The sequence below is a fragment of the Blastomonas sp. AAP53 genome, assembly GCF_000331245.1.
Classification (GTDB): Bacteria; Pseudomonadota; Alphaproteobacteria; order Sphingomonadales; family Sphingomonadaceae; genus Blastomonas.
Genome location: NZ_ANFZ01000005.1, coordinates 16,883 through 43,541, shown reverse-complemented (window position 1 = coordinate 43,541; position 26,659 = coordinate 16,883). Strand labels below are relative to the sequence as shown.

The window sequence follows — 26,659 nt, the reverse complement described above, 5'->3', positions numbered from 1 at the left end:
GCGTGATGGGGCGCACGCTCTACGCCAAATTATGGGACAGCCACGTCGTTCGTCCCGGCGATGCAGGTGAAGACCTGCTCTATATCGACCGGCAACTGGTTCACGAGGTCAGCAGCCCGCAGGCATTTCGCGCATTGACCGACGCAGGACGGGCGCTGCGACGGACAGAAACGCACCTGGCCGTCGCCGACCACGCCGTTCCCACCCAGAGTCGCGATCTCCCCGCAACCGATCCGGTCGCTGCCGCGCAGGTTGCCGAGCTGGAAGGCAACGCCCGCGATTTCGGCGTCCGCTATCATCCATTGAACGGTGCCGGCCATGGCATCGTCCATGTCATCGGACCGGAGCAGGGTTTCACGCTGCCCGGCATCACCCTGGTCTGCGGCGACAGCCACACCACGACGCACGGCGCGTTCGGTGCGCTGGCGTTCGGCATCGGCGCGAGCGAGTGCGGCACGGTGATGGCAACGCAGTGCCTGGTGCAGAAGCGCGCCGCGACAATGCGGGTGAACCTGCACGGCAGATTGCCGCGCTGGGCGTGCGCGAAGGATATCGCGCTGGCGCTGATCGCCCGCATCGGCGCGCAGGGCGCGCGCGGCTATGCGGTGGAATATGCAGGGCCTGCCATCGCCGCGCTCGACATGGCGGGGCGGATGACCTTGTGCAACATGACGATCGAGGCAGGCAGCCGCATCGGGCTGGTCGCGCCGGATGAGACCACCTTTGCCTGGCTCAAGGGCAGGGCAGGCGCGCCTGCGGGGGCAGACTGGGACCGGGCGGTCACCTATTGGCAGAGCCTGGCCAGCGATGCCGATGCGCAATACGACCGTGAATTGGCGATGGATTTGTCCGCGCTTGAGCCTCATGTCACCTGGGGCACCAGCCCCGACCAGGGCGCACCGGTCAATGGCGCCGTTCCCGAACCTGGCTCCGCTGCGCCCGAAGATCAGGCCCGGATCGCCCGCGCTCTCGATTACATGGGGCTGGAGCCGGGCATGGCGCTGGCCGATATCGCCATCGACCGGGTGTTCATCGGATCGTGCACCAACTCGCGGATCGAGGATCTGCGCATCGCCGCCCAAGTGGCGCAGGGCCGCAAGGTCGCCAGCGGGGTCCGCGCCATGGTGGTGCCGGGATCGGCGGCGACCAAGCAGCAGGCCGAGGCCGAGGGGCTGGCCGACATCTTCCGCGCTGCCGGGTTCGAATGGCGCGATGCGGGCTGCTCGATGTGCGTGGCGATGAACGAAGATCGGCTGGCTCCGGGCGAGCGCTGCGCCTCGACCAGCAACCGCAATTTCGAAGGACGCCAGGGGCAGGGTGGACGCACGCATCTGATGAGCCCGGCGAGCGCCGCTGCTGCTGCCATCACCGGGTGCATCGCAGATGTCCGCGACGTGATGGCGGGAACGGACTGAGCCTTATGGAAGCCTTCACCCGCCTGACCGGCCGCGCCGCGAGCCTCGATGAAGACAATATCGACACCGATGTCATCTATCCGGCGCGGTTCCTGACCATCACCGCGCGCGACGGGCTGGGAGCCTATGCCTTTGCCGACCGCGCCTTCCGGATCAAGGATGTGCCGGTGCTGGTGGCGGGGGCGAATTTCGGCTGCGGGTCGAGCCGCGAGCAGGCGGTCTGGGCGCTGCTGGGCTGCGGCGTGCGCTGCATCATTGCGCCGGGCTTTGGCGAAATCTTTGCGGGCAACTGCATCCGCAACGGCGTGCTGCCGGTGACGCTGGATGCTGCCGATGTCGCGCGCATGCACCGCGCCGCGAGCAAGGGAGAGGCGTTCACGGTCGATCTGCCGGCGTGCACCGTGCAGGTGGGCGCCTGGCAGCCCGTGCCTTTTGCCATTCCCGAACCCCAGCGCCAGGCATTGCTCAACGGCTGGGACGAGACAGCCGCGATCCTGGCGCGCGATGGCGACGCGATCGCCGCCTTCGAACAGCGCCAGCGTTCGGAGCAACCCTGGCTGTACAGCTGAACCTGCGCGTCAGCCGTCGGCCTTGCCCCATTTTCGTTCGAACGCCCAGACATCCTCGAAGCCGATCAGCGAGCAGAATTCGCTGAAGCTGAACAATCCGTCGGGCTGGCCGATGCCCTGCGTCTTGAGGTCGCGCAGCGCCTTTTCCATCGCGGTGGCAGCCGCGAGCGAGGTCAGCGAGGGATAGATCGCATAGGCATAGCCGATCTGGGCCAGCACATCGGCGACCGGTACCGGGCTCGACCCGCCGTTCGACATGTTCGCCATCAGCGGCGTCTCGAATGCCGCGCAGGCGCGCGCCATCTCTTCCTCGCTCTCCAGCGCTTCGGGGAACAGCACGTCTGCGCCCGCTTTGGCATAGGCCTCGATCCGCCGCATCGCGCCGTCAAAGCCTTCGCTCTGCCGGGCGTCGGTGCGCGCGATGATCAGGAAATTCTGCTTGTCCTCGCGCGCGTCGCTGGCGACCTTGATCTTCTCGACCATGTCCTCGACGGGGATGATCCGGCGGTTAGGCGTGTGGCCGCATTTCTTGGGGAATTCCTGATCCTCGATCTGGATCGCGGTGACGCCGGCTGCCTCATAGCCGCGCACGGTGTGGTGCACGTTGAGCAGCCCGCCATAGCCGGTGTCGCCATCGGCGATCACGGCGGCGTTGCTGGTTTGCACCAGGGTGGCCATTCGGTCGCGCATTTCGGTATAGGTCACGATCCCTGCATCGGGCAGGCCATGCGCCGAAGCGGTGAGCCAATAGCCGGTGCCATAGACCAGATCGAACCCGACCTTGTTGGCGACGACCGCGGCAATCATGTCCTGAATGCCCGGAACGACAAAGAACTGCCCGGAGTCGAGCTTGGTGCGCAATATGGGATTGGCCATCAGGGCTTTCCTTTCGTGGAATCGGCGGTGGTGGGCGCGATGCAATGGAGATGTTCGGGCAACCGTGGCGAGGCACCGGAATATCCGCCATGCGGTCTTACCACCTCAGAAGGTGCGGGCTAGTGACCGCCAGGCGGATAGTTAATCCAGGTGGATTTGCATGGACGCTAGGGTTCATGCGCTCATTGCCCTGTCAGGAGCAAGTCTGTCCGAACCAAGAGACAGGCACAGATATTTCGATCCGGGCGCCGTGGCGCGGTGCATGACGGAACAAAAGGAAAGTCACCGGGCCAGGTGTCAAGATTGGGGGATTGTAAAATCATGAAAGTATTTCGCGCTTCGGGCCTCGTCCGTTCAGCTCTGTTGACCAGCGTTGCCTTGGGCAGCATCACCGCCGCCGCACCGCTTGCCGCGCAGGAAGCGGTGGCCGAGGACGACAGTGGCCGTTCCGAGATTGTCGTGACCGCGCGCAAGCGCGACGAAGACGTCCAGTCGGTGCCGATCGTGATCAATGCCTATTCGGCAGAGGATCTGGCCGAACGCAACATCCAGTCGCTGGCGGATCTGGGCAATTCGACGCCAGGCATTGTGATGAACAACATCGCAGGCGGCAACACCCAGACGATCTACATTCGCGGCCTGGCCCCCGGCAACACCGCCAACGACCTCAACGTCGAGGCAAATGTCGGCGTGTTCATCGACGGCATCTACCAGACCAGCCGCAACACGCTCGATATCATCTCGGTGCTCGATGTCGGCCAGATCGAAATCGCCAAGGGTCCGCAGAGCGCGCTGTTCGGCCGTTCGACCTTTGCCGGCGCGATGGCGATCAGCACCGGCAAGCCCACCGAAGACCTGTCGGGAAGCATGCAGGCGACCGTCGGTGTCGATGAGGATTACCGAATCCGTGGCGCGCTTTCGGTGCCGATCTCGGAATCCCTCAAGGCTCGCGTTGCAGGCGGCTATGTCACCTATGACGGCTATGGCACCAACGCAGCCGATCGGGACGACAATCTGGGCGGGTTCGAGAAATACGCCGTAAGCGGGTCGCTCGAATTCAAGCCGAGCGACAATTTCCGCGCGCTGCTATCGGGCTTCTACACGCATTCGGAGGCCGAGGTTTCGCCCGTATCCGGGCTTCCGATCCGCGACCTCAACTGCGGCAACGTCAATGCGCAGACCGGCCTGCGGGTGCTCTATTGCGGCGAGCTCACCGCGCTCGAGGTCAGCGATGTGTCGCCGGGCCTTGCTGACACCGTAGCCAAGAACACGCAGGTCTCGCTGACGCTCGAAGCCCGGATCAAGGGTGTGAAGGCGACGAGCATCACCGGCTTCACCTGGGCGGACAATCGCGGGACGAGCGATTACGATCTGACCTCTGGCGGCACCTTGTTTGGCGTCTGCACCCTGGGCAATGCCACCAACCCCAGCTGTGGCACCAATTTTGCCGCTGCGCCGTATACGCGGCTGACCAGGGCCAACTTCTCGATCGGCACGGTTGAGCGCGTGCGCACCTTCAGCCAGGAAATCCGGCTGCAGTCAGACAATGATTCGCCGTTCCAGTGGATTTTCGGCGGCTTCTACTTCAATTCGCGCATTCCCCTGGCCGCTGGCGGGCTGGGCGCGGATGGCGGCGGCCTGGCCGCCAATGAACGGTTGGTCCAGGTCTCGCAGCTCACCACGCCGGCAGCGACCGGGGTGGGCCCCTATGACTTTACCGGCAACCTGTTCCTGGTTCCCGACAGCAATACCAGCCAGGTCTTCGGCAACTATTCGTCTGCCTTCACCAAGACGTTCTCGATCTTCGGCGCGGTTGGCTATGAGCTGGGCGATTTCCGCTTCAATGCTGAAGGCCGGTACAATTCGGATGTGAAGCAGGCTCAGGTCTTCTCGATTCTCAACCCGACCTTGGCGCCTCGTGTGAACCAGCCGATTGACGGCACGACGATCCCGGCTGCGGGTACTTTCCCGGTGGCGGGTACCAAGTTCCGGCGCACCTTCAACAGCTTTACTCCGCGATTCACGGTGGATTATCGCCCGGTTGAAAATGTCCTGCTCTATGCCTCGGCTGCCAAGGGCGTGCGTTCGGGTGGCTTCAACACCGCCAACCCGGTCAGCGCAACCGGCATCCTGGCCAGCGAAGTTCCGTATGAGGAAGAAACCAACTGGACCTATGAAGCAGGGTTCAAGAGCCGGCTGTTCGACCGGCGTCTCGTCCTCAACGCCTCGTTCTTCTACGTCGACTGGAAGGACGCGCAGATCTCCGCATTCACCCAGAACCCGACTGCGGCGAACCCGGTGCGCATCGTGCAGAACGCCGGTGCCATCCGCGCCAAGGGCGTTGAACTGCAGACCGAATTCGACGTGACCGACATGTTCGCCATCGGTGGCAGCTTCATCTACTCGGACCCCAAGTTCCGGCCCGGTGCCTATGACGGCTCGCAGATCGCGCAGTGCCGCACCGGTACCACGGCTGCCAACTTCGGCAGCGCGACAGGCTGCCCCGCGATCATCGCCGTACCGACGGCCAATGGCGGCACGCAGTTCGTGCCGTCGCTTGAGGGCCTGCGCCCGCAGCGATCGGTCAAGACCCAGTGGAATGTCCATGCCACGGCCAACGTGCCGGTGTCTGACGAATGGGCAGTGCGCGCTCGCGTCGATGTCAACTACACCGGCCCGGTGTTCAACAACCAGATCAACACGGTCAGCTTTGGCGAACGCACTTTGGTCAACGCGCGCCTGGCGGTGGAAAGCGACCGGTACAGCATTGCGTTGTGGGGCAATAACCTGTTCGACAAGGCCTATGTGCAGAACTCGATCAGCCAGCCGCGCGCCGGTTTCCCCTCGGCCTTTTCGATCCCGGAAATCTATCTGGGTGAAGGGCGCCGTATCGGGATCACCGCCGGCGTGAAGTTCTGATAGGCAGGGGCGCGGTCCGCACCGGATCGCGCCCTCACCGTCTTTCTCCATCCCTGCCGTTGCAGTACAAGGACCGCCAGCCATGATCCGACGCCGTGAAGCCCTTGCCGGAATGATGGCCACCGGAGCTGCGCTGGGGGTGCCGGGCTCGCTGCGCGCAGCCTCGGCTGCAACCGCTTCCTCGCTCGATGTGACCAGCCTGGAGGGACGCCAGCGCACCTTCCTGATGATGCGCGGCGCGCTTGACGAGGACCTTGTCACCAACTGGGTGCAGGCCAACTATTATGGCGTGGTCGAAGACCGGATGGACCCGCTGTTCAACGTGGTTTCTGCGGTGTTCTCGCGCACCCGCGCGCTGGCCGACGGCTCGTACCAGCAGGTGACGTTCGAACTCGCCTGGTTCACCGACATTGCGACCGGCAAGGCGCTCGATACCTTCCGCAATCCCTATACCAACAAGGATTGCAAGATCCCCAGCGGCGGCTTTGCGCCCTCCTCGACGCGGTTCGGCAAGGACCTGTCGTTTCATCTGCCCAAGGAAATGCCGGGGCTGCAGCTGGAGCACGAGGTGCTCCCCATCGTGACGCGCGGCAACGACGTCTGGGTGACCGAGCGCATCCGGTCCGCCGCGAGCTTTCCCGGTGCGGCCAGGCCGTTCCGCTATTCCGACAGCACCGTGATGCATGCGCAGGCGAGCGATCTGCAACGGCCCGGGGCCACGCGCGTGACCTCGAACGTCAGCTATACCAATGTCGTCTCTTGGCGGCCGTGGCTGGAAATGGGCGACCATCCCGGCCATCTGACCGCCAGTGGCGTGGGTCGCCAGAATGCCACCCGCGATTCGATGCCGCCTGCCTGGCTCGAAGCGACTGAGGCACGGCGGCCCGAGGTGTTCAAGGACCCGGCGTCGCTGCTCGCGCCGCTCTGGGATGCCAAGGCCTGATCAGCGCCGCATGGCCTTGATCCGCCGGGCGACATTGGCCTGGATGTTGGCGTAGAACAGCCCGTATTCGTGGTAATGCAGGCTACCGCCGGGCAACGCCTTGAGCTCCAGCGCGGGGTCGGCATCGACCACCAGAAAGCCGCTGTCGCAGCGTGCGGATACCTTCCCCGCGACGGGCGCACGTACCGGGCCTTCGCCGGGCTCACCCGGAACCGCACCCTTCGAAGCCGAGCGTCTCGCGGCGGGCCTGGCCATGTCGAAGGTCAGCGGGTTGATGCAGAGCGGCTCTCTGCCTTCCTCGCGCCCCTGGATATGCACGAAACGCGCTCCGGCAAACCCGCCCAGCATCTTGAGATCGGCCTCAGGCGTCACCGCGTTCCAGGCGAGCACGCAGCCGGTGCGCACCGGGGTGTCGCAGGGCTTGAGCGTCCGATAGCGGGTACCGAAAGAGCCAACCGAAAAATCGATGCCGATCGCATAGGCCGCGACCATCCGTTTCTGCAGCGGCGTGTCGTCGATCCGGTCCGCGAGCAGCCGCATCAGCATTTCGCCGCCTTGGCTGTGGCCTGCAAGGATGAACGGGCGGCCAGCGTTGCGTGTGGCCTGCCACTGGTCGAACGCGGCGAGCACATCGGAGTACGCCAGCGCATAGGCCTTTCCGCCATCGCCCTCCATGAAGCGGTCGCGCGTCGCGAGGAACGAGGCCTGGCGATAGCGCGGGGCAAAGATGTTGCAGCAGGCGTTGAAAACCGCCGCCTGCCGCGCGATCACGCTGGCATCGGTCCAGGCGTTGACCGTCGCATCGGCGGGGTCGGCGTTCCAGCGATCGGGGGTTCGGTAGGTGGTGGGGTGGACGTAGAACACATCGACACCCTGCATGCCGGTGACCGCCTTGTGACCCTGCGGCACGGTCTGCGCCGGGCCTGCGATGCCGGGCAGCGCGGCCCAGGCGCTGTCTTGCGCGTAATCGGGCGCGGGGGCAGGGGTCTGGCTGGCGAACGCGGGGGGCGGCGGAGGCGACGGCTGTGGTGCCTGCGCGAGCGCGATCGTGCCGGACATCAGCGCCAGCGCGCAAAGGGCGATGCGGTTCTTCATCATGACTGTTCCTGATGCTGCCTGTAAGCCATGATCGTCCCGCCAAAACGCGCTTCGGGGCGAAGCGGCGCGCAGACTATCCGCACGGTGGACGAAACGCCAAGCACAATGGTCGCGTTTCATGACGACTGATTGGATATCGATATGACCGATGCTCTTTCCCGCCGGATGTTCGTCGGCTCTGCCCTCGCGCTAGGGGCTGCGGCCTGTGCGCCTGCGCATGCAGCCCTGCGCGGCACGCCCGTCATCGACGTCTCGCTCCCTTCGGGCAGGATCTGCCGCGCGTGGCGCTATGACCCGACCGATCGTTTGAAGGGCACCATCATCTTCGGCCATGGCGCAGCGTCTGCGCCGTGGAAATATGTCGAGTTGTTCGCGCATTGGACGCGCGCAGGCTTTCGCGTCATCGCACCGCTGCATGTCGATTCGACCGACCACCCCGACCATGACCGCTTTGCCGGAATGGCCAGCTGGGCCGCGCGGATCGAGGACCTGCGCGCGCTTTCCACCATGCTGGGCGAAGAGCGTTATGTCGCTGCCGGGCATAGCTATGGCGCGCTGGCAGCGCTCGCGCTGGGCGGAGCAACCCCGATGCTGCCCGAGGGCGTTGCCGGGCCGCTCGCCGATCCGCGCGCCGCCCTGGTGCTCGCTTATTCTCCGCCGGGCGCCATGGCGCCGCTGATCGATGCCAAGGGATATGCGACGCTGGCGGTTCCTGCGCTTATCCAGACAGGCACGGCGGACATTCCGCCCGGCGGCGCCTGGGAAAACCACCTGCTGGCCTATGAATCCGCGCCAGCGGGCGGTAACCGCTATGCGCTGGTGCTCGATGGCGTCGATCACTATTTCGGCGGAGCGATCTGCCGTCCCGAGCTGCCCGGGCCGAAACAGACCGCACAGCTCAGCTCGGCAGCACAGCTTGGCCGGGTGATGATCAGCGCATGGCTGCGCAATGAGCCCGGCGCGCACAGCTATCTGGAAGGGCTGGTCAGCGAACCGCTGCCCGGAGAACGGCTGACGCGGCGTTAGTTGACCGCGATATCGGCGATCGTCGCGCGATAGGCCTCGTCGCTTTCCTGCGCTGCCGCTTCGCTCGCTTCCTTGCGCGCAAGATAGAACAGCCGGTCGAGGAAATCCTGCCGATAGGCCTCGCGCGCCTGCAGCGCGTCGTCGTCGAGCTTCAGCGCGTCGATGCCCTCGGCCAGGTTGATGCCGTGCATCCTGGCGACCCGCTCCTGCGCGTCCATCCGGTCGCGAAGCATGCAGACTTCACCGGCCAGCACCATCACCATCGACATCAGCTGATCGATTCCCGGCTGGCTGTAGAATTGCGGGCGCTTGCCCTTCGCGTCCTTGATGACGTGTGGGCGGTCGGTGGCTTCGGTCATGAAACGGTAATCCTTGGTGTCAAGCAGCTGCGGCAAAATCGACGGGCTTCTGCGCAATCAGCACTTCCCAACCGCCGCCGGGGGCAAATTCACCTGCAGTGAATTCGCGATCTGCCACGCTCTCCGTGGCTTCTGCCGCATAGCCATCGCCCATGAACTCCATGATCGCCATCGGCGCGGTGGTGAAGCGCGTCTCGCCCTTGGGGAAGCCTGCCGCCTCGGACAAGGCAATCTGGTCCATGTCGCGCATCGCGCCCCAGAACGGCTCGTTGTTGTACCAGGTCTCGTTGTCGAGGATGAACTGGGTGAACGGGTCCATCAGATCGAACGGCGGCAGATCGGCGTGGATCACCAGCCCGCCCGGAGCGAGCAGGCGATAGGCTTCCTTGAAGATGCGCGGCATCGCCTTGCCGCTGGTTTCGTGCAGCAGGATATGGCTGACGACGAGGTCGAAATGGCCGTCGGGGAAGCTCGTCTCCTCCGCGTTCATCTGCGCGAAATTGACCTCGTGCCCCAGAGCTGCCGCGCGGGCATGGGCATAGCGGATGCACGGGCCGCCGACGTCGATCCCCCAGACTTCGGCGTCAGGGAAATATTCCTTGTACGGCAGGGTCGAGTGGCCAACCGTGCAGCCCATGTCGAGGATACGGCGCGGCGCGAAATCGGGGCGGTTGCGCTTGATATAGTTGCACACCGACCGGCCCATGTCGTCGTTGTGCGGCCCGCCATAGCCCATCGAATACAGAAACACGCCGCGATCGTAGAGCACGCCGACCGAGACGTCGTCCTCGCACACCTCGCTGGCATAGCCGCCCGGCATGCAGTGGATGTCGAGCGCGGTGACATAGCGCGGGGCTACGAAGCCCTCGGGCATCACCAGCTGCGCGTTGGTCGAGGCGCTCAGTTCCTTGGCCTTGGCGATCAGTTCGGGCAGTTCGCGCTCGACCGACAGGTTGGTCGCTTCCCACAGCAGCTCCTGCGCGATGCGGTTGATCGAGGCATAGAGCTGGAAATACGGGTCGGGCACCATCGCGGTGCGGATATCGCGGCGGTCTTCGGGCTTGCGGCCGTGCTCGCGCTCGAATGCCTTGGCGGCGCGTGTCTGATAAACGGGGGCAAGGCCCGGCAGCAGCCCGGACTGGATGAAGCCCTTGAGGCTCTTGGCAAATTCCTGGCGCGATGCCTCGTCATGCGTCGGCACGGGCAGCATCGCGTGGTGCGCCTGTTGGAAGCAGTTGAGCATAAGGCATGTCTCCATTTCGCGGCCTGGTGGGTCGATCGGCCAGCGCCAGTGTCGCCGATTGTGGCGTCCTTAGGCAAGCTTGGCTGGCCGGGTATATCCGGTGCGTGGATAGTTGTGCACAAGTTCCGATGGGGCTGGCCAGTTGCCATCAATCTGTAGCAATAACGCAGCGCCAACAGGAGGACGTGATGGCACGCAAGGCTTCAGGATTTATCGGACGGCTGTCGCTTGGCCTGGTCGCGGGTGGGCTGATGCTGGCGGGGCTCTCGGCCACCGCGGCGCCAGCGTTCGCTGCCAAGGCTCCGGAGTTTGTTTCCAAGGTCGATTTCAAGGATCCCGTCTGGAACCGCGATACCTATGCGCGGATCGACGGCGAAATCGATACCACCAAGCAGAAGGTCAGCCGCATCACCGGCACCGTCTATGGCGTGCGCGACAATGAAAAGGTGCGCCCGCTGTTCAAGATCGACGGTTTTTCGGTCGTCCGCACGCTGCGCCTGCCCGATGGAAACTGGCGGCGGGTGCTGAAGGAGGTCGTGTTCTACCGTGACCTCGAAACCGGCAAGATCATGGACAGCTGGAAGAACCCCTATACCGGCGAGACGGTCAAGGTGGTGCCGATCGCCAACGATCCGTTCAACTACGATATCCGCGATACCAAGCCCCAGCCGCCCAGCTATGGCGGGCTGAACACCGACAAGCGCGCGGCAGAGCCCTTCCTGCTCGACTGGAGCCAAGGCCCCAATGGCACGCTGATCCTCGAGACCGGTATCGACCTGTTCTACCCCGCTTCGCTGCAGCCCAAGGACTGGCCGCGCGAATCGGCAGGCACCTTCAACCGCGTGTCCGAGCACTTCCTGTTCTTCGTGAAGCAGGCGGATATCGAGAACCGCAAGCTGACCGCGATCCCGGTCACCGGCACCTGGTCGCGGATCACGCCGTGGCTGCCGTGGATGCTGATGGGGCAGGCGCCCGGATTCATCAACTATTTCGCCTCCTTCGGCACGATGACCAATGGGATCGCCGATCTGCCTGCCGATCTGGTGGAGGCCGCGCGCAAGATTGATCCGGGCTATCTGACGGCCCCGACCGAGGATTATGGTCCGTCGCTGTCCAGCCTTGAAAACTACAAGTCGACCCAGAAACCTGCACCGGTACCGCAGGGCTGGACCCCGCCGCAGCCGCCCGCAGCGCCCAGCTTTCCGCCTGCGCCGCCGCGTCCGTGACAGCACCGGTGGAAGCCCTGGCGGTAGCCGCTCCGCCCACCGCCGAGGGGCGGCTCTCGCTCGGTGGGCAGATGGGCTATGGCGTCGGGCAGATCGCGGGGCAGATCTTTCGCGACATCCCCTCGCTGCTGCTGCTGTTCTTCCTCACCAATGTCGTGGGCATGGATGTGGCGCTGGCAGGCGCTGCGATCTTCCTGCCCAAGCTGGTGTTCGGCGTGGGCAGCGACTTTGCCGCCGGCATGCTGTCCGACCGATTCAAGGCACGGATGCCGCGCCGCTACTGGCTGCTGATCGGCGCGGTGCTGGCACCCGTCGCGCTCAACCTGCTGTTTCGCGTGCCAGAGGACGGTAACGCGCTGCGCGTCGCCTGGGTGGTGATGACCTTCAGCCTCTACATGATGGTGTTCGCGACCTTCTCGGTTCCCTATCTGGCGATCGCGGGCGAACTCGCCTCGAACGAGCGCCAGCGTACCGTGCTGATGGCGTGGCGACTGGTGTTCACGGCCGTGGGCGTATTGACCGCAGGCGCGGTCGCCCCGGCGCTGGTCGAACATTTCGGCGGCGGCGCGGGCGGATACAGGCAGATGGCGATGGTGCTGTCGGTCATCGCCTCGGCTTCGCTGCTGCTGGCGTTCTTCGGCATCGGGCGCAAGGCTGACGGCGCACAGGGCGGTCCTGCGCTGCCGCCGCTGCGGATCGGCGCGATCGGCGGGCTGTTCACCAAACGCCGCTTCGCCAGCCTGTTTGCCGCCAACTTCCTCCAGCTGACGGGAAGCGGCATGGGCTATGCGACCATGCTCTATTTCCTCACTTATCAGTCGGGACGCACCGATGCGCTGCAGGTGATCGGCGTGATCATCCTGTGCGCCTGTGTTGGCATCATCGCCGCGCAACCGATGTGGGTCTGGGTCGCAGGCCGCTTCGGCAAGCCTGCTGCGTTCATCGCAGGCTCCGTGATCTATTCGCTGAGCTACATGGTCTGGCTGGTGCTGGCCGACCAGCCGATCGAGGTCGCCTATCTGCTCGCCTTTACCGCCGCCATCGGCAATTCGGGATGGACCGTTATCGGCTTTTCGATGCTGGCTGACATCGCCGCTGACGATGCCGAGCATTCCGGCCTGTATTCCGCCGCCTGGATCGCGGCGGACAAGATCGCGTTCGCGCTGGGCGGCACATTGCTCACGGGCCTCGTGCTCTCCGCCTTCGGCTTCGATGCCGCGCGCGCGGTGGCGGGCCTGCCGCAGAGCGAGAGTGCGGTGCTGGGCGTCGGCCTGGCCTTCGGGCTGATCCCGCCGCTGCTGACGCTGACCGGGGCCGCGATCATCGGCATCTGGGGGCGGAAATATCCGACAGTCGGATAAATCTGGATCAACAGCCACCATCCGGATAGTTTGACGCAGCATTCGGCTGAGGGCACGCCCGATCAGGGCGGCCCGCAGCAAAAGGGAGCTGTCAGATGAAGGGTGTTCCGATCCAGTCGTTCAGCCGGGCCATTGCCGCGCTCAAGGCGATCAACCGCAACCGGTCGATGACGATGATGGAAATCTCGCGCGCCGCCAACGTGCCGTATCCTACCGCGCACCGGATCGTGCAGACCTTGCTGTACGAAGGCCTGATCGAGCAGGAGCCTGCGCGCAAACGCTATCGCCCCACTTTGCTGGTGCAGAGCCTGTCGAGCGGATACCAGCAGGACGGGATATTGGTGGAAGCGGCACGCGCGCCGATTGTCGAGCTGACCCGCAAGGTCGGCTGGCCGGTCTCGATCGCCATCCGCGTCGGCAAAAACATGATGCTGTGCGATTCGACGCACGCCAACACCTCGCTCACCTTCGCGCAATATTACCCCGGCTTCACGCTGCCGCTGCTCGACAGTGCATCGGGCAAGCTGTCGATGGCCTATGCCGATGATGACGAGCGTCTGCAGATCCTCAAATGGATGCGCGCCGACCAGGATATCGATTCGAACTATCTCGCCGCCGCTGAGCTGGCCCTGAATGCGGAGGGCATCCGCGCGCGTGGCTATGCGGTGCAGGGGCGCAACTATTTCAACCACACGCCGGGCAAGACCTCGTCGATCGCCGTGCCCATCTTCAAGCAGGGCCGGTTCGAGGCGGCGATGACCCTGGTGTTCTTCGCCTCGGCGCTCAAGCTGGAGAGCGCGCTGGAAAGCTATCTGCCCGAGATGCTGGCCACCGCCCGCGCCATCGGCGATGCGCTCGACAAGGCGATGGCGGAGCCAGTCGCCGCCTAAAGGCGGTTCCTGTCACAGTCTGGCGGTAACGGCCTTGGTCTCCAGGTAATTGTCCAGGCTTTCGCGCCCGAACTCGCGACCCCAGCCCGACTGGCCATAGCCGCCGAACGGAATGTTGTGCGCGACCGCGCCATGGCAGTTGATCGAGACATGGCCTGACCGGATGCGCGCGGCGATCTTGTGCGCGGCGGACAGCGATGTCGTCCACACGCTGCCCGACAGGCCGTAAGGCGAGTTGTTGGCCATCGCCGCGATCTCGTCGACATCCAGCGTTTCGAAGCGCTGCACGGCCATGACGGGGCCGAAGATCTCGTCGCGCACAATCCCCATGTCCGGGGTGGTGGCGGTGAAGATGGTGGGCGCGATGAAGGTGCCGGGGCGATCCAGGCGCTGCCCGCCTGTGCGCAGTGTAGCGCCCTCGCTGAGCCCGCGCGCGATGTAGCCCATTACCTTGGCACCATGCGCCGGCGACACCATCGGGCCGATCTGGCAGCCGGGGGCGAGGCCATGATCGACGACCATATTTTGCGAGAACGCCACCAGTCCCTCGATCAGCGCGTCGTAGATGTCGGCGTGCGCGAAGATGCGCGTGCCTGCCATGCAGTTCTGCCCGGCCAGGAAATAGGTCGCCATGGCAACGCCCGGGATGGTGATCGCAAGGTCCGCATCGGGCATCACCACGACAGGGGATTTGCCGCCCAGCTCCAGCGTGACCTTCTTGAGGTTGCCCAAGGCCGCCTCGACGATCCGCCGTCCGGTCGCGGTCGATCCGGTAAACGCCACCTTGTCGATGCCCGGATGCCCGGCCAGCGCCGCGCCGACACTGGCGCCGGTGCCGTTGACGATGTTGACCACGCCGGCCGGAAAGCCCGCCTCGGCGATGAGATCGGCGAGCGCGAGCGCGGTGAGCGGCGTTTCCTCGCTGGGCTTGACGATATTGGTGCACCCCGCCGCCAGCGCAGGCGCAAGCTTGAGCACTGCCATCGACAGCGGCACGTTCCAGGGGATGATGTGTGCAGCCACGCCGACCGGTTCGCGCAGTGTGTAGGTGATCGCCTCGGCGTCCATCGTGACATGCGCTGGCGGCGTGGTGGTGGTACCCTCGATCGTGCCGGCGAGCCCGGCATAATATTGCAGCATCTCGACGCAGTTGCTCACCGTCAGGCTGGCGATGAACAGCGGCATGCCGCTATCGATGACCTCCAGCTCTGCCAGCATCTGCGCATCGCGCTGCATCAGGTCGGCCAGCTTGCGCAGCAGGGCTGCCCGCGTGGTTGGCTGCGAGCGCACCCAGCCGCCATCAAAGGCGTTGCGCGCAGCGGCCACGGCGGCGTTGACGTCGGCCGCCGCGCCAACCGCAAATCGCGCCGCCACCAGACCGGTTGCAGGGTCACGCGTTTCCATCCGGCCCTCGCTGCTGGCATTACGCCACGCGCCGTCGATGAACAACAGGTGGTCGCGCGTCAGAAAGGCGCGGGTGGCGTCACAGACCGGGTGGCCGTCAAAGGGCTGGGGAGCGGTGGTCATCAATCAATATCCTCAAACCGCAACCGTGCGGCAGTCATAATCGAACAGGCCCAGGCTCTCTTCATTGCGCAGCTCGCCAAGGCCGAACAGGTCGGTGTCCTGCCCTTGCATCCGGTCGGCATTGGCGTTGGATTCGGCTTGGATGAAGGTGGTGCGTTCGATCCGCGCCGCCTGATAGCGCTGCAGGCCCTCCTCGGGTGTTGCGCTGGCCGTCATCGCACGCGCCAGTACCACCGCGTCCTCGATCGCGCACGCCGCACCGTGCCCCAGGAAGGGCGTCATCGCATGCGCCGCATCGCCCAGCAGGGTGACGCGCTCATCAACGATCCAGCTGCTCAGCGGCTGGCGCGCGTTCAGGGCCCAGCGGAAGTGCGGCACCGCTTCGGCCGCTGCGATCATCGCCTGAACGGCGGGTTCCCAGTCGGCATAAAGCGCGCGCAGTTCGCCCGGCCTTGCAGGAATGGTCCAGCCTTCGTCCTGCCAGCCGCCCTGCCGCGCGAAGAACACCATGTTGAGCAAGGTCGATCCGCGCACCGGGTAACGCGTGATCATCTTGCCGGGTCCGATATGGATGCCGGGCCAGTCAACCAGCGGGCGCAGCGCCTCTGTCACCGGAACGACGGCGCGCCAGGCGACATGGCCGGTGAAGTGCGCCTTCACCGGCTCGAACCGGTCGCGGATCGCGGACTTGAGGCCATCGGCGCCGATCAGCACATCGCCGTACACCGTGTCGCCATTGGCGAGCGTCACGCTTGTGCCCTCGCTGGAAACGACAGCCGCGCCCGAGCGCAACTTTACACCCGCCTTGCGCGCGGTCTCGACCAGGATCGCGTGCAGATCGGCGCGGTGGATATAGACATAGGGCGCGCCGTACTTCTCGCGGGCATCGGCGCGTTCGAGCGTCAGCAGCGCGCGGCCATCCTGCCAGTGCTGGATGCGCTGGCGCTTGGGCTCGACGCCGGCGGCGGCGACTTGCTCCATGCAGCCGGTGAAATCGAACCCGCGCATGGCGTTGGGCGACAATGTCACGCCCGCGCCGATCTCGCCGAATTCGGGGGCGGCTTCGAGCACCGTGACGGGGAAGCTCGCCTGTGCGAGCCCGGCGGCTGCCGTCAGCCCGCCGATACCGCCGCCGACAATCAGGATCGCAGGCTTGCTCATCCCAGCTGCCCCGGAATGTGGCTTTCGTGGTTTTCCAGATACCAGGCGGCGATTTCCTCGCGCGTCGCCCACCACACGCCGGGGAGTGATTGCGCATGCTGGATGAACTCGCGGATCGCGCGGATGCGGTGCGCCCGGCCCGAGACATGCGGGTGCAGCCCGACATTCATGATCCGGCCCGTCGTCGCGCCTTCCTCATGCAGCACGTCGAGCTCCTCGATCAGCGCCTGCGCGAACTGATCGGTGGTGAAGTTCTTGCGGGTGATGAAGGTGAAGTCGTTGATCTCGTTGGAATAGGGGACCGACACGATCGGCCCGTTGGGCGTGCGCAGCAGGTACGGTTGATCGTCGTTCATGATGTCGCAGTAGAAGGTGCAGCCCTGCTCGGCGAGGATGTCCGCCGTCTGCATCGTCCCGCGCAGCGAGCTCGACAGCCAGCCCTTGGACTTGCGCCCGGTGTGCTTCTCGAACTCGGCAAGCGAGCGCAGGATGATGTCGCGCTCCTTTTCGGGCTGGTGCGCGAAGTTGGTGAGCAATTCGCCCTGTTCCCAGTTGTGCGTCAGCAGCTCCCAGCCGCGCTCCAGCACCGCATCGGTCATTGCCTTGCGCCGCTGGAAGGTCACCGCGTTGGTGGTGCAGCTCGCCTTGGCGCCCAGCTGGTCGAACAGCTCGAACAGGCGCCAGATGCCGACGCGCTGGCCATATTCGCGCCAGGTGAAATTGGGGAAATCGGGCGTGTTGCCGGGCAGCACATCGGGCAGGATCGCAGGCCCGCCGGCATAATAGGGCTTGTCGGTATCCTTGGTGAGGTCCCAGGTTTCTAGGTTGAAGGTCAGGATCAGCGCGACCCGCGCACCATTAGGCCATTTCAGCGGCTGGCGCTGGGGGAGCGGGATATAGTCGTAGTCCATCGTCTGCCTTTGCGAATGGCTTGAGGGAGGATCAGAGCCCCAGCACGCCGGGGTTCATCAGGTTGTGCGGGTCGAGCGCGGCCTTGGTCGCCTGTATCAGCGCGCGCGCCGAAGGGTCCAGCCGCTCGAGATACGGATAGGCCCGCCCGATCTGGAAGTGGGCAGCGCCATGCGCCTGCATCAGGTCAACCAGATCCGCCTTGAACCTGTGCGCATAGGCGCGCGCTTGCGGATTGTCGGGATAGGACGGGATCGTCGCCAGATAGTCTGCGCCCAGCACTTCGCGGTGATACGGCGTCACCGCATCGGGCCAGTAGATCGCGATCTCGTAGAGCAAGCCATGCCCGCCGATGGAGCTGAACATCGTGCCGGTCCACAGGCCATGGCGGTCCATCTCGGCCTTTTGCTGGTCGAGGAACTTCGTGAAGGCATCGTGAAAGGTGTCGGCAGCGGTGTGCGAAAAGATGCCGTGCAGCGGCACCCAGCGTTCGCCCTTCGGCCCCAGCACGTTGAACAGCGGCGCAAACGGCATCGAGCGCACGAACGCGGCGGCGGTGTCGGCGATTTCCTGCCCCTCGGCGGTCATCAGCGTGCGGATGCGGCTCAGGCGCGACGCGACATCGGCCTTGTCGACGCCCTCGACGATGACATGGCAGCTGTACTGGGCCTCGCGCATTTCGGCTTCGCCTGCCAGCGCCATCTTGCCCAGCTGGAGCAGGCCCGAGACAGGGTTGGGTGCAGCGCGCATCACGTTGCGCGCAATGTTCAGCCGCGCAGCCGTCCCTTCGGATCGCGCGATCTGGCCCTGCGACAGAGCCTGATCGATGCTGAAATGGTTCTCGTCCAGTCCCTCACGCGCGATGGCGCTCACCGAACGGTGATAGCTGGCGAAATCGGCAAAGGCGAAGCTGGCGGTGTCGTGCGCGGGGCGCGTGGCGATCAACGGCAGCGTGATCGCGACCTTGAGGCCCAGCGCCCCGCAATCGCCAGTGAACAGCCCGGTCATGTCAGGGCCATAGTGGCGGGTGGCGTTGCTGACGCCGGTGTTCATCACGCTGCCATCGGCGAGGACGACTTCCATCCCGATCAAAGATTGCGCGGAGATGCCGTGCGCGCCGCTGCCATGGCTGATCGTGTTCTGGCTCATGCTGCCGCCGACGGTCGCGGCAATCCCCGAGAACGGGCCCCAGAAGGGCGTGCGCAAACCAAGCGGATCGAGCGCGGCCTTGAGCGCCGCCCAGATTACGCCTGCACCAACGCGGACGCAGGCGTTGGCGGTATCGATGTCGATGGTCTGCAGCGCGGAGAGATCGAACAGCACATGCGGGCGATCGGTCAGATAGCCATCCGAATAGGAGGCGCCGCCGCCGCGCGGGACCATCGCGACCCTCGCCTCGGCGCACAGCCGCGCTGCCGCCTGTACGCCTGCGATATCGACAGGCCGTACGATGCACAGAGCCTCTGCGCCCTGGGTAAAGACGTCGTGCGAATAGAAGGCCAGCTGGTCCGGCCCGGTCAGCACCTGGGCCGCCCCAAGCGCACGCGCCAGTGCCTGCGGCAAACCGGTGATTTCATCCCCCATAAACAGTCCGTGGCTCCCTGGCTGGTCCGCTGTCGTTCGACCATGTTGATGGTCTGGCCGACACGGGCCATTGCCGATCTATCCGCCTTGCGGTTGATGGCCTCGAAATGATGACATGGCGAGCGCGATTTTCTAGCGTCCTACACAGATAGATGGAGTTTCATCCGCATGGCCTTTGCCCGACCCCCGCTTTCCCCCAGCGTCACCGCCTTTCTCGCCCGCAGAGGCCAAGGGCAGGGGTTGCTGATCGATGGTGAATGGTCGGGCGAGGGGGGCGAGACTTTCGCGACGCTCGACCCGGCTTTGGGCGAACAGATCGGCGTGCTGCCGCGCGGCGGGGTAGCCGAGATCAATGCGGCGGTCGCAGCGGCGCGCGCGGCGCTGGCCGGGTGGAAGGCGACGACGCCGCTGGGTCGCGCGAAGATTCTGTGGGCGGCTGCCGACCTGATCGAGGCGCATATTGACGAGCTCGCCGAGATCGAGACGCTCGATCAGGGCAAGCCGCTGTTCGTTGGGCGCTGGGCGGAGATCCCTGGCGCGGTCAACCAGTTCCGCTTTTTCGCAGGCCAGGCGATGGCGATCGAGGGCCAGACGATCGAATCGTCGATCGATTACCAGCCTGCGGGCAAGAAGATGGCGACCTGGACAAAGCGCGAGCCCGTGGGCGTGGTCGGCGCGATCGTGCCTTGGAACTCGCCGCTTGTGCTGACCGCGATGAAGCTCGCGCCTGCATTGGCGGCGGGCTGCACCATCGTGCTCAAGCCGGCGGAGAACACCTCGCTCTCGGCGCTGCGGCTGGGCGAACTGCTGATGGAGGCGGGCGTTCCCGCTGGCGTGCTCAACATCGTCACCGGGCTGGGCGGAGAGGCGGGGGCGGCGCTCGCGGCGCACCCCAAGGTCGACAAGATCGCGTTCACCGGTTCTACCCAGACGGGTCGTGCGATCATCGATGCCGCGAAGGGCAATTTGAAGCGGGTCAGCCTCGAGCTCGGCGGCAAGTCGCCGATGATCGTGATGCCCGATGCCGATCTCGACCTTGCCATCCCCGGCGTTGCCAACGCGATCTTCTTCAACGGCGGCCAGGTGTGCGTCGCGGGATCGCGGTTGTATGTGCACAGCGCGATTCGGGATGCGCTGCTCAAGGGCGTCGCTGCCTATGCGCAGGGGCTGGTGGCCGGGCACGGGCTTGATCCCGCAACGCAGATGGGGCCGCTGGTGTCGCGGCTGCAAGCCGAGCGGGTCGAGGGCTTCGTCCAGGCCGCGCGCGATGGCGGGGCAACGGTGCTCACTGGCGGCGAACGCTTTGGCGATGCGGGCACGTTCATGCAGCCCACGGTGATCACCGATGTCACCCCCGACATGCCGATCGTGCGCGAAGAGGTGTTCGGGCCGGTGCTGGTCGCGCAGGAATTCGACGACGCCGATGCGGTGATCGCGGCAGCCAACGACAGCGATTACGGGCTTGCCGCCAGCGTCTGGACGCAATCGCTCAGCCACGCGCACCGCATGGCCGATGCAATCGAGGCGGGCACGGTCTGGATCAACTGCCACCTGATGTACGACGCGGCGCTGCCGATCGGCGGCATCAAGCAATCGGGCCATGGCCGCGACAGCGGCCGCGCCGCGCTCGACAGCTATCTCGAATGGAAAACCGTCTGCGCGGTCATCTGACCGCCGCCCACCAAAGGACAATGCGATGATCTATGAATCGGTGTGCGCGAGCATTTCGCGCCGGACGCTGTTTGGCGGAATGGCGGGGCTGGCGAGCGCAGCGGCGTTGCCCGGCGTGGCCTTGGCCAAGGGCGGCAATATCCGCCCGCTCGACATCATGGACCCGCGCGAAAACCTTTACGGCTTCGCCAAGATGTGGGGCACGATCGGCGACAAGGCAGTGCTCTCGGGTTATCAGGGCGTGCAATATGCCATCGTCGGCGCCAACCGCGCCAAGCCTGTGTTCGGCTATTGCGGCTTCGGCAACATCCGCAACGCCATCCAGCCCGACGGCAGCGTGCGCGTGATCGGCAAGGAATGCGGCTATTTCACCGACCTTGCGACCGGCGAGATCCTCGATCACTGGGACAATCCGTGGACCGGTGAGCGGGTGGAGGTGTTCAACTTCCTCAACGACAAGTTTCGCGGCACGCTGGGCCTCACCCGCAAGGTGTTCAAGGTCGGCGATGGTGAGACGGTCAACAACGACATCGGCGCCGGGGAGAAGAAGGGGGGCGGCGCAGGCGAGCCCTATCGCTTGCCCTGGCAGGCGATCGGCGACCAGTATCTGCTGGGCTGGGATTATGCGCACGAATACACCAATCCGGTGACGCCCGCAGGCTGGCCCAAGGCTTCGACCGGTGCCCGCGTCAACCCGTCCGAGCATTTCACGCTGTTCACGCCGCGCGCGGCGATCGACGACCGCGACGTGGCGTCTGCCCCTTATACCGGCGGCTTCATGCGCCAGGCACCGTGGTGGCCGTGGATGAAGATGGGGCAGAGCGGGGTCGATGGCGTGCTGATGGGGCGGATGCATACCTACAAGATCACCGGCGGCATGGACGATGTACCCGTCGCAGTGCGCAAGCGCGTCGAACGCGATCGGCCCGATCTGTTCGAAGAGCCGCAGGACGGCCCGGACCTTGGCGTCATCGGTACGCTTGAACATTATGCCGAGCAGGTTCCGCCCGAAACCGCAGGGTATATCCACAAGAAATAGGCGCTCAGGTCAGCGCGCCTTGAGACCCCGGATCAGCAGGTTGGGCAGCTTCGCGTTGTCCCATTCCGGGGTCTTGGGCGGGGTTTCGCCCATGCGCAGCACGATCAGCCGGTGGCGCGGGCTGATATGCACCGTCTGATTGCTGTTGCCGTCGAACAGGAACGTCTCGGGGTCGAGATAGGGTTCCGAATGCAGCACCTGTGGTCCCAACGTGCGCGGTGCGCCGAAGCCGCGCCGCTCGCGATAGGGCTCGCCCAGCCAGATACCGAGGCCGAAATTGGGGTTCTGCGGCGTGCCGGTGCGCATCGCGCGGACATAGCCCTTGGGCAGCAGGCGCGTGCCGTCGGCCTTGCCGTCATCGAGCAGCAGGATCGCGAGCTTCATCCAGGTCTCGGCGGGCAGCGTGATGCAGCAGCCCGAATGCGCGAGGCCCTGCGGCCGGTTGATCCACACCTCTCCGCCCGCAGCGCCCAGAGGCGCGAGCACTTCGGTGCTGATGAACTCCGAATAGCGCCGTCCGGTCGCGCGCTCGATGACCAGCGCGACCAGCTCGCTCGGCGCATTGGCATAGGCATAGCGCGTGCCCGGTGGATCGGTCAGCGGATAGCTGCTGACGATGTAATTGCCGTGATCCGGGTCCAGATACGCGCGGTTCCAGGGGTGGTCGGGGTCGGGCGAATAGCCCTGGTCAAGCAGGCCAGAGCGCATGTCGAGCAGATGCCGCACCCGGATAGCCGCCTTGGGCGTGCCCGCCAGTTCGGGAATGAAATCGGCGATCGGCTGATCGAGCCCCTTGATCCTGCCCAGCATGATCGCGCGGCCGATCGCGATCGCGGTCAGCGGCTTGGCGAGCGACTTGGCCACCAGCGGCGTATCGCGCGTGGTGCTGCCGAAATAGCGCGCGGCCTCCAGCCTGCCATCGCGCCAGACGAGCAACGCGCTCGACCGGTTGGCCTCGGCATAGCGTGCCGCCTCGTCCAGCGCGGCAGCGGTGATGCCGGAGGTCCGCGCCGCGACCAGGGGGCGCAGACGCGGGGCGCCGGGCACCGCTTCCATCGGGCTGTAATCGAACTGCGCAGGGTTCGCCATGAACGCGGCAAAGCGCGCGCGATAGGTCGCATCGTTCTCCGGCGTCGCCGCTGTCGCAATGGCCAGCAGGGCCAGCGCCGCGAAGGCCTTATGCGCGTTCAAGGATTTCAAGCGCCGCAATCTCCGCTGTTTCCATTGCCGATTCCATGCCCGGCTCCATCCGCCGCAGATGCTCTCCGGCAAAATGCACGCGGCCATGCGGCAGCGCCATTTCCCTGGCGAACATCTTGACCTGGCCTGCAGCAAAGCAATGCTTGTTACCGCCGACGAACGGGTTGCGCTCCCAGCTGTATTCGAACAGCGGCTCCAGCGCGCCTGCGGTCGAGGGCCGCGCGGCGGCGAGCTCCGCCATGATGAAGGCGCGCTGCGTCGGCAGGTCCATCGCATCGAGCCGGGTTGCACCATCGCCGTTCATCCAGACGATCAGCGACCCGTGCGCGCCGCCCTTGTCCATCACGAAGGCGCGCTCGAAGAAGCGATCCGACCAGATCGATGGGGGCAGGCCGTCTGCTTCCCAGAAGGGTTTCAGCACGCGGAAGTGGAACTGCGTGGTGGCCGAATAGATCGCGCCCTGTACCGCGTTGGCCTGCGCCGTCGGCAGGCCAGGCGTGAAGTTGATATAGCGCACCGCCGAGAACGGAGCGGCCATCACGACAAAGCGCGCGCGCATCCGCTCGCCGCCCATCAGTCGCACCTCGACCTCGTCTTCCGTCTGGTCGATCGCCGACACCGGCGAATTCAGCATCACCCGGCCCTTGAGCGCAGCGGCCATCGCCTTGGGCAGCATGTCCGATCCGCCGACGATATAGTGCCGCTTGCTGTTGTTGCCGGCGCCATATTGCGGCTTGGTGGGGTCGTTGAAACCTTCCACCTTCAGCCGCGCCAGATCGCGGAAAATGCTCATCGCAGAGACCGAATGCACGCTTGGGCCATTCAGATCGATATCGGCCAGCCGGATCGCCGCTTCCGACACGCCCCTGGCGCGCATATAGGCAGCGGCCGACATGTCATGTTCGTGGTATTTCGTCTCCAGCCAGTCTGCCGGGTCCTCGAAGGGTACCCAGTCGAAGAACAGCCGGTTCTGGATGAGAAAGGGCAGGATTTCTCGCTCGGCACCGATGGTGTGGTTGACGTTCGACGACGCCCAATCCTTGGGCAGCACCATCTGCCCCTCGACGTTCAGAACGAACGGTGTCGACTTGCCGCCATCTTCGGTCAGGCCGACATTGAACTGCGCGCAGGCGTTGCGCACCCGCCCATAGAGCGGGCCGACCTCGCTGCCGCCCAGCTCGGCGGTATAGCCTTCGGCATGGCCGGTGCGCAGCCGTCCGCCGACGCGGTCGTTCGCCTCGACCACCGCGACGTTCAGTCCCTGGCTTTCGAGGACATGCGCCGCGTTCAGTCCGGCAAGGCCTGTGCCCACCACGATGACATCGAGCTTTTCGGGCTGGCCAGCGCCCTTGGCCGGCTTGGCAACGGCAGAGGTGGCAAACAGTGCGCCCGCCCCAGAAAGAAACGTACGACGGGTGCCGGTGAGGATCGGGCGCGACATAAGGCAGACCTCCTGCTGAATGAAGGCGACACTATGCCGGGTGCGTGGCCGCGCACCAGCGCAAACCGCAAGCAGTGTTCACCTGGTGGATAGTCGTGCCTGATGCAGCGCTCTGGCCGCGCTCGACCGCATCAGCGCCAGATGCTCGCGTGCCAGGCAATCGACGTCCATGGCCCCCTCCGCCATCGGCGTCATCGTGTCGCGCGTGATGGCATAACGTGGTGCAAATGCATGGCCGGCGCGCAAGAGCGCCCAGCCGTTGACCAGATGGTTGCCATAGCGATCGGGCGACAGATCGGGGAAAAGCAGCTCTGGTTCACCGGGAAGCAGCGGCTCGCTGGTGACCTCGCGCGCGCCCAGCGCCCTGGTGGCCGCATCGATGACCGCCTGCCAGTCTGCCCAGTCGAGCGGCGGGTCGCCTGGCCAGGGGTCGGACAGGCCGTGGCCCGGCAGATCGATCGCCAGCACGCCTTCGGGCAGCAGGTCGAGCGAACGGCCTGGTCCGGGCAGGTGCAGCACGTCGCCCTGGCCGCGCCAGTGGATCAGCCCGTCGAAGGCATTGGTCCGGACCGAGAGAAAGCCCCGGTCATTGTCCTGCACCGGCGCAAAGCCGGGCGCGGGATATTGTGCCAGCCAGTCGGCGTTGGCGCTGTAATGCGCCGCCGGATCGGGCTGTTCGGCAGTGCTCCACCCGGTGGGCAATGCAGGGAAGCGCGCCATATGGGCCGTCATCGGGTCGCTGGAATAGCTGGAGAGCAGCGCGGGCGGGACATCTGCGTCCGCAGGCGGGACGTCATATCCCGCACTGAGCGCGGCGCGATAGCCGTGGCGATAGGCATCGCCCGAGGCGAGCAGGTCCATCACCTGCGGGTGCAGCACCATGGGGTCGGCATGCGGGGCCGACATGCGCCGCGCCTGTTCGGGCTTGTACCACGGGAAATACCAGCTCTGCTCCAGCATCCTGTTCCACGCCCACAACAGATGCTCGCCATAAGGCTGGGGATGGAAGGGGCGCAGATAGGCCTCGCCGACATCGTCGAGCTCGTGCGGGTGGAAGCACGGATAGCCGCCGACCGCGAGCGCGACGAACCGCTCCGGGTGCCGCTTGAGCGCATTCATCAGGAAGATGCCGCCCGAATGGAAGCCGTAAGCCGCGATGCCATGGAAGCCCACCGCTTGCGCGAACGCAAGGATCGCGTCGGCAAAGTCTTCGGTGGTCGGGCGGTCGATTGGCAGCGGATCGGACTGGCCAAAGCCGGGCGAGTCGGGCGCGATGCAGGTGAAGCGTTCGCCCCATTGCGTCATCACCTGGCGGTATTCGTCGGACGATCGCGGGCTCTGGTGGATCAGCAGCACCGGCGGGCCCTCGCCGCACATCCGGTAATGAACGCGCCGTCCGGCGAGGGTGAGATAATGTCGGGTGATGCGCATGGCCTGATGATTACCCCAATCCTTTGCACCGCAAAGCCGCCGCCGCCAGCAACTGGCCGCATGGTGGATAACCGCCCGCTCGCCCGATGATCTGGCCGCCGCGCTGCCACCAAGGGGAGCAGGGCCGTTCAAGTCGGCGCAGTTCAATTGCAGTGCAATTCAAGGGGAATGATCGATGCGTGATGGTGTCACCGAGGTAGGGCCGCAGCGTTACCGCGAAACCTATGGCCGCTTTTTCGAAGAGTTCGCGGTGGGCGATGTCTATGAACATCGTCCCGGCCGGACGATCACCGAGAACGACAATATCTGGTTCTCGCTGCTGACGATGAACCAGCATCCGGCGCATTGCGATGCCCATTTCGCCGCCAAGACAGAGTTCGGCAAGCCCCTGGTTGCATCGCCACTGACGGTCGCGATCATGACCGGGCAGAGCGTGTCGGACGTCAGCCAGAAGGCGGTGGCCAATCTGGGCTGGAAAGAGATCAAGCTGCTCAAGCCGGTGTTTGCTGGCGATACGCTCTATTCGGAATCCGAAGTGCTGGAAAAGCGCGAGAGCGAGAAGCGCCCGACCCAGGGCATCGTCACCATCAAGACCATCGGCAAGAACCAGACCGGCGATGTGGTGTGCGAATTCACTCGGGTGATGCTGATCTGGAAAAGGGGCTTCGGCCCGATGGACGATTGATCCGGGCTCCGTCCGCTTCCGCCGTGCGACCCGGCGTGTTGGTCGCACGGCGGATAGTTCGCGCCAAGCCAGCATCGGCGGGCGTG

At 65.3% G+C, this 26,659-nt stretch carries 22 protein-coding genes; 11 read left to right on the top strand and 11 right to left on the bottom strand.

The annotated features are described in order from the left end of the window. Positions 1–5: 5 nt before the first annotated feature. Together leuC and D618_RS0102750 are read left to right on the top strand one after the other, a co-directional pair. Positions 6–1,415 (top strand): 3-isopropylmalate dehydratase large subunit, encoded by a 1,410-nt coding sequence (leuC, locus tag D618_RS0102755; protein ID WP_017669956.1) that lies wholly within the window; start codon positions 6–8, stop codon positions 1,413–1,415. Between the two features lie 5 nt (positions 1,416–1,420). Continuing rightward, the gene (locus tag D618_RS0102750; RefSeq protein WP_017669955.1) at positions 1,421–1,984 is read left to right on the top strand and encodes a 3-isopropylmalate dehydratase small subunit; all 564 of its coding nucleotides are present in this window, start codon (positions 1,421–1,423) and stop codon (positions 1,982–1,984) included. A 9-nt stretch (positions 1,985–1,993) separates the two neighbouring features. Here D618_RS0102750 and D618_RS0102745 read toward each other — a convergent pair whose 3' ends face one another. Beyond that, complete coding sequence (locus D618_RS0102745) at positions 1,994–2,860, bottom strand: isocitrate lyase/PEP mutase family protein (protein ID WP_017669954.1); 867 nt, start codon at positions 2,858–2,860, stop codon at positions 1,994–1,996. Positions 2,861–3,181: 321 nt separating this feature from the next. Between D618_RS0102745 and D618_RS0102740 the strand changes: the two genes are divergently transcribed. Then, positions 3,182–5,779, top strand: a complete 2,598-nt coding sequence (locus D618_RS0102740; RefSeq protein WP_081590397.1) for a TonB-dependent receptor — start codon at positions 3,182–3,184, stop codon at positions 5,777–5,779. A gap of 82 nt (positions 5,780–5,861) precedes the next feature. After that, positions 5,862–6,722, top strand: a complete 861-nt coding sequence (locus tag D618_RS0102735; RefSeq protein WP_081590396.1) for a DUF1838 family protein — start codon at positions 5,862–5,864, stop codon at positions 6,720–6,722. On the opposite strand, the gene D618_RS17485 is transcribed toward D618_RS0102735, so the two are convergent. Then, entirely contained in the window at positions 6,723–7,820 is a 1,098-nt protein-coding gene (locus D618_RS17485; RefSeq protein WP_017669951.1) for a DUF3089 domain-containing protein, read from the bottom strand. 141 nt (positions 7,821–7,961) lie between these two features. Between D618_RS17485 and D618_RS0102725 the strand changes: the two genes are divergently transcribed. Continuing rightward, entirely contained in the window at positions 7,962–8,846 is an 885-nt protein-coding gene (locus D618_RS0102725; protein ID WP_026091215.1) for an alpha/beta fold hydrolase, read from the top strand. Here D618_RS0102725 and D618_RS0102720 read toward each other — a convergent pair. Together D618_RS0102720 and D618_RS0102715 are read right to left on the bottom strand one after the other, a co-directional pair. Beyond that, on the bottom strand, positions 8,843–9,205 hold the full coding sequence (locus D618_RS0102720; RefSeq protein WP_040370172.1) for a hypothetical protein: 363 nt from the start codon (positions 9,203–9,205) through the stop codon (positions 8,843–8,845). The two genes, D618_RS0102725 and D618_RS0102720, sit on opposite strands and share 4 nt — an antisense overlap. Before the next feature lie 19 nt (positions 9,206–9,224). Then, positions 9,225–10,448, bottom strand: a complete 1,224-nt coding sequence (locus D618_RS0102715) for a class I SAM-dependent methyltransferase (RefSeq protein WP_017669948.1) — start codon at positions 10,446–10,448, stop codon at positions 9,225–9,227. Positions 10,449–10,636: 188 nt separating this feature from the next. Here D618_RS0102715 and D618_RS0102710 point away from each other — a divergent pair, with 188 nt between their 5' ends. From D618_RS0102710 to D618_RS0102700, 3 genes are all read left to right on the top strand, one after another. Next, the gene (locus tag D618_RS0102710; RefSeq protein ID WP_017669947.1) at positions 10,637–11,674 is read left to right on the top strand and encodes a DUF1838 family protein; all 1,038 of its coding nucleotides are present in this window, start codon (positions 10,637–10,639) and stop codon (positions 11,672–11,674) included. After that, positions 11,671–13,035 carry an MFS transporter gene (locus D618_RS0102705; RefSeq protein ID WP_152414505.1) on the top strand — a complete coding sequence of 455 codons (1,365 nt, stop codon included), beginning with the start codon at positions 11,671–11,673 and terminating at the stop codon, positions 13,033–13,035. Before D618_RS0102710 ends, D618_RS0102705 begins: the two co-directional genes overlap by 4 nt. Positions 13,036–13,130: 95 nt before the next feature. Beyond that, entirely contained in the window at positions 13,131–13,925 is a 795-nt protein-coding gene (locus tag D618_RS0102700; RefSeq protein ID WP_017669945.1) for a helix-turn-helix domain-containing protein, read from the top strand. 12 nt (positions 13,926–13,937) lie between these two features. On the opposite strand, the gene D618_RS0102695 is transcribed toward D618_RS0102700, so the two are convergent. The 4 genes from D618_RS0102695 to D618_RS0102680 are packed head-to-tail and all read right to left on the bottom strand — an operon-like array spanning position 13,938 to position 19,106. After that, positions 13,938–15,452, bottom strand: coding sequence for an aldehyde dehydrogenase family protein (locus D618_RS0102695; protein ID WP_017669944.1), 1,515 nt, complete (start codon positions 15,450–15,452; stop codon positions 13,938–13,940). 12 nt (positions 15,453–15,464) lie between these two features. Beyond that, positions 15,465–16,613, bottom strand: a complete 1,149-nt coding sequence (locus D618_RS0102690; RefSeq protein ID WP_017669943.1) for an FAD-dependent monooxygenase — start codon at positions 16,611–16,613, stop codon at positions 15,465–15,467. Beyond that, a complete protein-coding gene (locus D618_RS0102685; RefSeq protein WP_017669942.1) occupies positions 16,610–17,524 on the bottom strand; it encodes a polysaccharide deacetylase in 915 nt (304 codons plus the stop codon). Before D618_RS0102685 ends, D618_RS0102690 begins: the two co-directional genes overlap by 4 nt. Before the next feature lie 31 nt (positions 17,525–17,555). Then, entirely contained in the window at positions 17,556–19,106 is a 1,551-nt protein-coding gene (locus tag D618_RS0102680) for an FAD-binding oxidoreductase (RefSeq protein ID WP_017669941.1), read from the bottom strand. Between the two features lie 168 nt (positions 19,107–19,274). Between D618_RS0102680 and D618_RS0102675 the strand changes: the two genes are divergently transcribed. Together D618_RS0102675 and D618_RS0102670 are read left to right on the top strand one after the other, a co-directional pair. Further along, positions 19,275–20,777 (top strand): aldehyde dehydrogenase family protein, encoded by a 1,503-nt coding sequence (locus D618_RS0102675; RefSeq protein ID WP_026091213.1) that lies wholly within the window; start codon positions 19,275–19,277, stop codon positions 20,775–20,777. Between the two features lie 25 nt (positions 20,778–20,802). Then, positions 20,803–21,816, top strand: coding sequence for a DUF1838 family protein (locus tag D618_RS0102670; protein ID WP_017669939.1), 1,014 nt, complete (start codon positions 20,803–20,805; stop codon positions 21,814–21,816). Positions 21,817–21,825: 9 nt separating this feature from the next. Here D618_RS0102670 and D618_RS0102665 read toward each other — a convergent pair whose 3' ends face one another. From D618_RS0102665 to D618_RS0102655, 3 genes are all read right to left on the bottom strand, one after another. Beyond that, positions 21,826–23,007 (bottom strand): serine hydrolase, encoded by a 1,182-nt coding sequence (locus tag D618_RS0102665; RefSeq protein WP_017669938.1) that lies wholly within the window; start codon positions 23,005–23,007, stop codon positions 21,826–21,828. Beyond that, positions 22,994–24,457: an NAD(P)/FAD-dependent oxidoreductase gene (locus D618_RS0102660; RefSeq protein ID WP_017669937.1), complete on the bottom strand. Its 1,464-nt coding sequence runs from the start codon at positions 24,455–24,457 to the stop codon at positions 22,994–22,996. Before D618_RS0102660 ends, D618_RS0102665 begins: the two co-directional genes overlap by 14 nt. A 78-nt stretch (positions 24,458–24,535) precedes the next feature. Further along, a complete protein-coding gene (locus tag D618_RS0102655) occupies positions 24,536–25,888 on the bottom strand; it encodes an alpha/beta fold hydrolase (protein ID WP_017669936.1) in 1,353 nt (450 codons plus the stop codon). Between the two features lie 175 nt (positions 25,889–26,063). On the opposite strand from D618_RS0102655, the gene D618_RS0102650 reads away from it, so the two are divergent. Then, on the top strand, positions 26,064–26,573 hold the full coding sequence (locus D618_RS0102650; protein WP_017669935.1) for a MaoC family dehydratase: 510 nt from the start codon (positions 26,064–26,066) through the stop codon (positions 26,571–26,573). The last annotated feature ends 86 nt before the right edge of the window (positions 26,574–26,659 follow it).